Origin of the sequence: Burkholderia sp. MSMB1498, assembly GCF_001526245.1 — a bacterium.
Taxonomy (GTDB): Bacteria; Pseudomonadota; Gammaproteobacteria; order Burkholderiales; family Burkholderiaceae; genus Burkholderia; species Burkholderia savannae.
Window position 1 is genome coordinate 1 of the sequence record NZ_LOYJ01000091.1, and the last position, 8624, is coordinate 8624.

General features: G+C 56.7%; 6 protein-coding genes and 3 pseudogenes. 6 read left to right on the forward strand and 3 right to left on the reverse strand.

Going from position 1 to position 8624, the window contains the following annotated elements:
* Positions 1-111: 111 nt before the first annotated feature.
* Complete coding sequence (locus tag WS91_RS19900; protein WP_059670847.1) at positions 112-651, reverse strand: lysis system i-spanin subunit Rz; 540 nt, start codon at positions 649-651, stop codon at positions 112-114.
* Between the two features lie 242 nt (positions 652-893).
* Here WS91_RS19900 and WS91_RS33780 point away from each other — a divergent pair.
* Positions 894-1512, forward strand: a pseudogene (locus WS91_RS33780) (transposase); the annotation flags it as partial.
* A 156-nt stretch (positions 1513-1668) separates the two neighbouring features.
* On the opposite strand, the pseudogene WS91_RS33785 reads toward WS91_RS33780, so the two are convergent.
* Positions 1669-1767: pseudogene (locus WS91_RS33785) on the reverse strand (transposase); the annotation flags it as partial.
* Between the two features lie 91 nt (positions 1768-1858).
* Entirely contained in the window at positions 1859-2683 is an 825-nt protein-coding gene (locus WS91_RS33790) for a fimbrial protein (RefSeq protein WP_197422255.1), read from the reverse strand.
* A gap of 804 nt (positions 2684-3487) precedes the next feature.
* On the opposite strand from WS91_RS33790, the gene WS91_RS33795 reads away from it, so the two are divergent.
* The 5 genes and pseudogenes from WS91_RS33795 to WS91_RS19925 all read left to right on the forward strand — a co-directional run.
* Positions 3488-3979: a fimbrial protein gene (locus WS91_RS33795; RefSeq protein WP_063889482.1), complete on the forward strand. Its 492-nt coding sequence runs from the start codon at positions 3488-3490 to the stop codon at positions 3977-3979.
* 51 nt (positions 3980-4030) lie between these two features.
* Positions 4031-4576 carry a fimbrial protein gene (locus WS91_RS33800; RefSeq protein ID WP_082717273.1) on the forward strand — a complete coding sequence of 182 codons (546 nt, stop codon included), beginning with the start codon at positions 4031-4033 and terminating at the stop codon, positions 4574-4576.
* A 107-nt stretch (positions 4577-4683) separates the two neighbouring features.
* On the forward strand, positions 4684-5385 hold the full coding sequence (locus WS91_RS19915) for a fimbria/pilus periplasmic chaperone (RefSeq protein WP_059584129.1): 702 nt from the start codon (positions 4684-4686) through the stop codon (positions 5383-5385).
* A gap of 220 nt (positions 5386-5605) precedes the next feature.
* A complete protein-coding gene (locus tag WS91_RS33805) occupies positions 5606-8068 on the forward strand; it encodes a fimbria/pilus outer membrane usher protein (RefSeq protein ID WP_442854976.1) in 2463 nt (820 codons plus the stop codon).
* Positions 8069-8074: 6 nt separating this feature from the next.
* A pseudogene (locus WS91_RS19925) lies at positions 8075-8551 on the forward strand (DDE-type integrase/transposase/recombinase); the annotation flags it as partial.
* Positions 8552-8624 lie beyond the last annotated feature (73 nt).

Here is an 8624-nt window from a genome sequence, read left to right on the forward strand (position 1 = left end):
CAAATCGGCAGCATGATTGCCTCGGACGTTCCACTTAAAAATCTCAGAAAACTGTCCGAACGAGTGAGGCCACCTCTTTCTAGGTTCGAATAGCCTCACAAGCAATCGAATTCACTGGCAGCCGGGCGTCGCCGGCCGCACCGCGCACGCCCATGCCTGCACCGCCTTCAGTTTGTCGATTTCGCGCTGGTCGTCGCCGGCGACCCCAAAAACGCGTTCCGCAACCGCTGGGTCGATGTCTGCAACGGCGGCGGCACCATTGCCCACGCCGGCGGCGCTGGCAGCTCCGGGCAGACCGTCGGCACCGGCTGCAGTACAGTTGCGGACGGCGACGCGCAGCCGGTCAGTGCCAGCAGCCAGAACAGCGCGCAGGCTGCGATTTTCGGTTTCATGGTCGGTTCGCTCCTTCGTGAGTTGTGCATCAATGGCGGCCACCTGCGACGCGGCAGCGTCGTGGGCGGCGATCGCGCGCTGCTCCGCGGCAAGCGCCGCGTGCGAGATCGTCGTCAGGTCGTTCGCGTGCCGCTGCGCGTCCGCCGAGCGCGCTGCCTGCTCGTCGGCGAGCAGGCGCGCGCCGATCAGGTGCTCGACGCCGGCACCGACCGCCGCGCCGAGCAGCGCTGTCAGCAAATACGGCCACGCGGATTTCATGAAGATCATTTCGGCTCCTTCTCGTGCAGTTGCTTGAGCTCGTCGGGCGAGTAGACGAAGCCCGGCAGCAGGAACGCCTACACGCCTCCAGACTGGATCGTTTTCCCTTCAGCCGTTACAGGATCTAGCAAAATGAGTAGCGGGGGCTGCTAACCCGGCGCACGCTCTGTTAACCTCTTCGTCGTTTCGCTGACGAGGGGGTTATGGCAAAACCGATACTCGATGACGAATTGTGATCACTAATCCAACCGCTGCTGCCACCACCGAAGCCACGCCGCACGCGATACCCGGGACGCAAGCCGCACGACGACCGCGCCGTGCTCACCGGCATCCTGTTCGTGCTGCAATCCGGCATTCCCTGGGAGATGCTTCCGCAGGAAATGGGATGTGGCTCGGGCATGAGTTGCTGGCGCAGACTGCGCGACTGGTAACAGGCAGGCGCCTGGGACCGGCTGCACGAGGTGCTGCTGACGAAACTTCGAGCGGCCGATCGCATCGACTGGTCTCGCGTGGTTATCGATTCTTCCTCCATTCGCGCAGTGGGATCAGGTCAAAAACAGGACCCTATCCCACCGATCTGGCGCCAACCGCAACGACGTCGCTCAACTACTGCCTCTGATCAGGGCCATTCCTCCCATTCGCGGCAAGCGTGGACGGCCGCTGTCAAAGCTCGTCGTCGTGCAAGCGAGCGGCTACGACCACGGCAAATATCGCAAGCTTCTGCACGCTGCCGGTATCGCCACGCAGATCGCTCGCCGTGGAGAGCCTCACCGCAGCGGCCTTGGCAAGACACGCTGGGTCGTCGAGCGTACCCTCGCATGGCTACACAGTCGGCTCCGAACAATTCGTTTTTCTCTGCGTGTGGCGCGACAAACAAGATGAGAGTGTCGCGGCAAGGTTGATGATGCCGATGTTGATTGACGCAGGCAAGTGTTTATTGACTGACGCGCTTTTTTGATTGTCGCTGATGCGCGTTTGTTGATTGACGCTGGCACGTAAAGCATGCCGCGCGTTAATCAGGTTGTGGCGCTTGCACAGATCCTTCACCGGCTCGTCCCGGCTCTCGGCCTCGCGCAAGATCCGGATGACCTGCTCGTCGGTAAATCGCTTCTTCATCGAGTTCTCCTTGCCTCTAAGATAAAAGAGAACTCACTTGCCAAATGGCTACAAGAAACGTCTTGGGTCAATTTTGGCCGGTCGACTTTAGTTACTCATACGTCATCGTAAAGTCGACCGCCGCGTTGGCTGCGCCACCCGTAATTTTCGAATCAGTCTGGTAGTATGCCGCTTTCAGCGGAATGGTAAAGTTTCCGCCGCTGCCGTGGTAATCGCTAACTGGGATAGCCTCCTGCAACGGCACCGCGCTGCCCGAATTGTCCATCAGTTGCAGCCCAACACCCGTGGCGCCGCCAGCTTGGAGGGTGATCACCGAGTTGAACTTATCCTTGATCGGAGTAGTTGGGTCCAGTTGATATTTGATGCTGTTCATACCCCCCGGACAGTTTTTCAACATGATCTTGAAATCCTTCGGCGTGGTTTTGGTGTCGACACCCTCGAAATCCCCTGCCGAGACCGTGCCCATATCGACTGGGACATTGGGCGTTTGGCAAGTCGACTGCGTAATTTGAACCGCGGTTATTTTGTACGTAGTCGGTGTCGGGCTGCCAGACATTTTGCGATCGTTATTCCATGGGGTCCCTTGGACCACAGAAGTCGCACTAACGGTGCCAGGTGATACTTGATCGGCGAGTTTCACGAGCGCAACAGCCAGTTGGCTGCCGCTCTTGAAATTACCGTTTGTTTGATGTTTGCAAAATTCCTGGTAGAGAAGTATCCCTCCATTATCACTTGCAGCGCTAAAGGGCGTCCACTCGCTTCCACACGCAGTGTTATGAACCCGCGTAGATAGTGCCAAGCCGATGCCGGGAACATTGGTTTTTCTTACCTGGACACGACCTCCGCTCTCCGGAGGTTCAACAACATCATCCAGGTCATTTACCGATGCATTGCCCCCTATGTAATGAAGGTCCATGCCGACCCCGTCACCGAATATGCTATTTTTGGTTGTCCACGAGTATGTTTCTCCATCTTCCGGTGATTTAATCCAATCGGTTAACAGAGTTCCGGGGGGGGCATCGCGTGGCACGGAAATAGGAGACGGTAGATTTAGCAATCGGGTTGGACCGACACCATCGACCTGGGGCGCTGCTGCATACGTGGCGGCGCCCCAGACACCGATTATCGCCGCGATGAGCATTCCAAGGCAATGCGCTTTTCGGTCTTGCACGAGGAGAGCGTCAGCTGCGCCTGGCTGTTTCGGTTCAGCCCTCCCGATCCTGCGGTTCCATATCATAATTATTTACTCATCGGCGTACAAAACTAGCGTTTTACCCGTCAGAAAAGACTGAAACTCTGCATGCCGCCCGACGTTTCCCCGCTTATTCGAGTCGAGCTGCTCGAAATAAATCAACAAATTGGATAGCAGGCATGCCATTTTTAAAGCAAATGCGATTATGATTTAATATTTCACCATATATAGTATGCAGCAGCAAACAATGCACGCCTGTGGGATATGGCCTAATTTTTATCGGAAAAATCCGAGTGTTCGGCTATGGCAAGAGAAATATGAGCGATGTCGCAACTTGCGATGCCCCCAGGCACGCGGTCGAATCGAGACTCGGACATATCCGAGTCTTTTTCAGTGTGTGCTGAGACACGTGAGCCGCAACCAATGAAATAATGAAATCCTATTCTTTTGAGGGGGACGCTATCCATGAAATCACGATTACGTCAATTTGCGCTCGCTGGTGCCGTTCTTTTTGGAGGAGTGAGCACAATGACGTCAGTTCACGCGTCGGACGGTACCGTTACGTTTACGGGGACAATCTCTGCACAGACCTGCCAGGTAGATACTTCGACCAAAAAGCTGTCTATTACGCTTCCGACGGTATCCGAAAAGGCACTAAACAAGGATGGCAGCACTGCCGGTGGTCAGGCATTTACTATCAAACTCAAGGGCTGTGCGACGGGTCAAGATGCCAAGGTGCTGGCGAGTTTCGAGCCAGGCTCTGATGTCGACATAGCCACTGGCTATCTCAAGAACAGTGACAGTGCCACTGATGGCGGTGCGGAAAACGTCCAGCTCCAGTTGCGTGGAGCGGATGCCAACGTCATCAAAGTGGGAGACCCGTCGAGCATCACACCGACTACGATCGAAGACGACGGCTCGGCCAATCTTCACTACTCCGCGAACTACATTGCGGTTGGTGGCGCCGCAATTGCGGGGAATGTTGCCAGCCACGTGACATGGACGCTGAATTACGAGTGAAGATGACGTTTCAATAACGCGCCGATCTACAGATTTATAGGTGAAATTTTTATGAAAACAAAGCAAAAGAACGTGCTCAACGCGAGCGCTGCGTTGCTGCTGGGAATGGGCGTAATCGTGTCGGCCTACGCTTCGGACGGTGAAGTGGATTTTCAAGGAATCGTGACGGCGCAAACCTGCACTGTTGACGCCACCAGCAAAAACCTGAATGTGCCTTTGCCGACAGTATCAGCCAATTCTTTGGCAAAACCGGGAGATGCGGTCGGTTCGCAATTGTTCACGATAAAGGTAAGCGACTGTTCGAGCGGTACGAAAGCGGTGGCGGCTGCGTTTGAGGCGAATGCAAGCCTCGACGCGAGTACCGGCAACCTAAAGAATCAGAGTGATGATACCGCTGCCGCAAAGAATGTAGAAATTCAACTAATGAACTCGGACAGTTCCCCGATTACCGTGGGTAATGCATCGACGGTGAAATCGACGCCGGTTGTCAGCGGGTCAGCATCGATGGATTACAGGGCGAAATACGTCGCCGTCGACGGTGCAGCCACGGCAGGACCTGTGCAGAGTCACGTAACGTACTCGCTCAATTATCAGTAATGCACGCGTACTGGCGGCGGACGGTCTGCCGTCGACGTGTCCGGCTCATTCAAGGAGAAACAGTGTCGATCCGTCGAATTTTCTCAGGGAGTCTCTCACATGCCTGCATGGCCGCTGCGTTTCTGCCGATGATGGCCCACGCGGATATTGTGCTTCCGAGTACGCGCATCGTCTATCCGGCTTCAAGCAGGGAAGTCGGAGTGCAAGCGCTCAACAAGGGCAAGCGACCGGTGCTTGTGCAGGCGTGGCTCGATATTGGCAATGCGTCTGCAAAGCCTGAAGACGTCGATGTTCCCTTCACGCTGACTCCCCCTGTTTTTCGCGTTGAGCCGGGCAAGGGGCAAACCATGCGTTTGCGGTACACGCAGGAGCCGTTGCCGCAGGATCGCGAGTCCGTGTACTGGCTCAACGTGCTGGAGATTCCGCCGAAAGCTGAGGCCCCGAAAGGAGAAAGCTTACTGCAGCTTGCCTACCGAACGCGCATCAAGGTGTTCTTCCGACCGGCGGGGCTACGAGGCCGTCCCGATGAGGTTCCTGCGCAGATCAAGTGGACGATACGGCCGGGTGAAAACGATGAATGGGTACTCCATGCCGACAACCCGGCACCATACGCGGTGTCGTTTGGTCAGGTTTCGCTGAGAACCGCACGAGGTGCAGTCGATGCCGGCCAAGGCATGGTGGAGGCCTTTAAGTCGGCCGATTTTTCGCTGAAGAACACGAGGAGTCGGCCTGAAGGTGCGATGCAGGTCAACTACTCTGTCGTCAATGACTATGGCGCTTCGAGCAAGGGGACGGCATCCGTTCAGTAGTCGGGACATGCGTTTCACCTGACGCCATCGCATTTATTCAAATATTCTTGCGAGCAATATACCGATAGCAACATCGCGTACGTCCGTAACAGATATCGATATGCATAGTAGTCCTTGTTATAGAATGAGGCCGATCGCTATGTGGGTTGGGATCCTGCTGTCGATTGGTATGCCCCAGGCTTGGGGGGCAGCACAAGCATCAGAGTCTCCTAACGCGGTCGTGGACTTCGATCCCAGCTTTATGGTCGGGCCGGCGGTGGACGTGCGCCGCTTTTCGAGCGGAAACGCGGTGCTGCCTGGCACATACGATGTCGATTTGTATTTGAACGACTCACCGCTCGGGCGCCGCGAGGTGCATTTCGAACTCAGGAGCGGTAACAAAAGTGCTGAACCCTGCTTGACGCGTTCGCTGTTAGATGCTGCCGGGGTCGACATAAGCCATTGGCCTGAAGCAACCCGAGACAACGCACAACAATGTATTGATCTGGGAGTGCGCATTCCGTCGGCATCTTATAAGTACGACGGGTCGAGCCAGCACCTACAATTGAGCGTGCCACAAGCCGATCTACGCAACATGGCACGTGGTGAGGTAAGTCCATCGCGCTGGGATAGTGGCATCACGGCCGGAATGTTACGCTACGACATGAACGTCTACCGTTCATCGGCCTATGGTCGTACCGACAACAGCCTGTATTTGGGAATGGTGGCTGGTATGAACTACGGGGGCTGGCGGTTACGGGAACGCATGTCGCTCGACTATACGAGAGGCATCGGCGCACAGTGGCGGTCCATCGAAACCTACGCACAGCATGATCTGACGAAGTGGAAATCGACACTGACGGTCGGCGACAACTCAACCCGTGGCGAGATATTCGATAGTTTCCAACTGCGTGGTGTCCAGATCGCCAGCGACGACCGCATGCTACCGGACTCACTGCGAGGATACGCTCCGGTCGTGCGGGGTGTGGCGCAGACTAACGCGAAAGTCGAAGTTCGCCAGAACGGCTACGTGATCTATCAGACGACGGTGGCGCCTGGCCCTTTTGAAATCCGTGATTTGAATCCGACTGGATATGGCAGTGATCTTCAGGTAACGGTGACTGAGGCTAACGGGTCTCAACGAATGTTCTTCGTACCCTATGCCAGTGTACCTCAGCTGCTGCGCGCGGGCAGTAGTCGCTTCAGCATCGCGGCAGGTCAGTATCGTACTCAATGGGGGCACGGCGATGGGCATCCGTACGTCGCGCAAGTCATCTATCAACGCGGTCTGAGCAATTTGATCACGGGCTACACCGGGTTTGTGGCGGCTAATGGATATGTGGCCGGTTTGTTCGGGGCGGCGCTCAATTCGTCAATCGGTGCATTTGCGCTGGATATAACGTCCGCACGCACGTCACTGCCGGGCGTGCCGATCCGACAGGGAATCAGCTGGCGGGTAAGCTATGCCAAGATTCTGCCTCAGACTAATACGAGCCTAACAGTGGCCGCTTATCGCTATTCGACGTCGGGTTACTATAGTCTTGCCGAAGCGATGCAGGCGCGTAGTAACATCCGGAATTATGGAAGCATCTATACGGATGGAGCCTATCGGACCCGAGACCGGGCGCAACTGACCGTGAGCCAACGGTTGGGCGAAAGTGGCTCACTGTATGCGATGGGTAGTGTCGTCGATTACTGGAACCGCGGAGGGCGAGATCTCCAATTTCAGATCGGGTATTCAAACGGCGCGAGATGGGGAAGTTATAACATATCCGTCCAGCGCACACGAGATTCGTCCGGCAGACAGGACAACCAGATTTACGTAAGTGTGTCGATACCGTTTGGTGGTCAGATCGAAAGCAAGCCAGTCTTTAGCGACCTGAACGCATCTGTCAGCATTGGCCACAATCAGACATCGCTGCAGACAAGCACAAGTGGCACGGCGGGTACCAACAATGCCTGGTCGTACGGCCTGAATGCTGGCTATAGCGGCGGCGCAGGTACTCGAGCGACTTCGCTCGGAGTATCTGGCAGTTACAACGGCGGCCGCGGTTCGGCAAATGCGTCCGCATCAGTCGGTAACGGCGCGAACCAGCAAGCGCTTGGTGTGTCGGGTTCGATAATTGGGCACGCCGGTGGCATTACCTTGGGACAGGCTATTGATCCAGACGACGCGGTTGCATTGATCGAGGCCGATGGCGCGAAGGACGCTGCTGTTACGAATGCGCCGGGCGTGAAGGTCGATAGCTCGGGATATGCCGTGGTGCCCTATCTCACGCCATATCGAAGCAATACGATCACGCTTGACCCTCAACTCTTACCGGATGACGTTGAGCTGGAGAGCACCAGCGAGGACGTTGTGCCGCGAGCGGGGGCGGTAGTAAGGACGAAATTCCCGACGAAGCAGGGTATGCCGATGCTGATGCGGGTAAAGACTGCGAGCGGCAACGTTGCACCGATGGGAGCCAACGTGCTGAACGAGAAGGGGGAAAGCATGGGATGGGTCGGACAAGGCGGCATGATTTTCGTGCGCGGTGTGCCGCAAAAGGGGCGGCTGCGGATTCAATGGGGCAACGACCATGGCAACGCCTGCGTGTTCGATTACGCTCAATCCGGTCGAGGCAGAGGTATAGCCGGGAGTTGCGAACAGGATGACACCGGTGACGATGTAGCAGCTGTTCCGGCACACGTTGCGCAGCAGTAAAGTGCATGGGCGCTGTTGAGGCGAAGCCGGGACGCGCTGGGCGAACCTCGCGTCAATGCAAAACGGGTGTATCGCGTCATGCGCCGCCACGGCCTGCTGCTCGAACGCCGACCTCGTCATGCCCCGTCTACGCGTCGGCACGATGGCAAGGTCGCGGTGGACCAAAGCAACGTGCGCTGGTGCTCGGACGGTTTCGAATTCCGCTGCGACGACGGTGCCCCCTTGCGCGTCGTCTTCGCACTGGACTGCTGCGACCGGGAAGCCATGAGCTGGGCTGCGAGCACCGGCGGCTACACCGGTGACATGGTGCGCGACGTGATGCTTCAGGCGGTCGAAAACCGTTTCGCCGGTGCGTTGAAGGCTGACAGCGAAATCGAGTGGCTGAGCGACAACGGTTCCTGCTACATTGCCGACGAGACGCTGACGTTCTCGCGGGAAATCGGCCTGAAGCCCGTCACGACACCTGTCAGAAGTCCGCAGAGCAAGGAGTAGGTTTCACATTGCACCTTGTCCGGTAGTTGGAGCGGCGATGAAGGTTGCTTGTGTTGCTTTGCGT

Bases quoted from the DNA above. Each gene is read 5' to 3' on its own strand.
- WS91_RS33790 (WP_197422255.1), bottom strand. From the start codon at position 2,683: ATGGACCTTCATTACATAGGGGGCAATGCATCGGTAAATGACCTGGAT.
- WS91_RS19915 (WP_059584129.1), top strand. From the start codon at position 4,684: ATGGCCGCTGCGTTTCTGCCGATGATGGCCCACGCGGATATTGTGCTT.
- WS91_RS19900 (WP_059670847.1), bottom strand. From the start codon at position 651: ATGAAATCCGCGTGGCCGTATTTGCTGACAGCGCTGCTCGGCGCGGCG.
- WS91_RS33795 (WP_063889482.1), top strand. From the start codon at position 3,488: ATGACGTCAGTTCACGCGTCGGACGGTACCGTTACGTTTACGGGGACA.
- WS91_RS33800 (WP_082717273.1), top strand. From the start codon at position 4,031: ATGAAAACAAAGCAAAAGAACGTGCTCAACGCGAGCGCTGCGTTGCTG.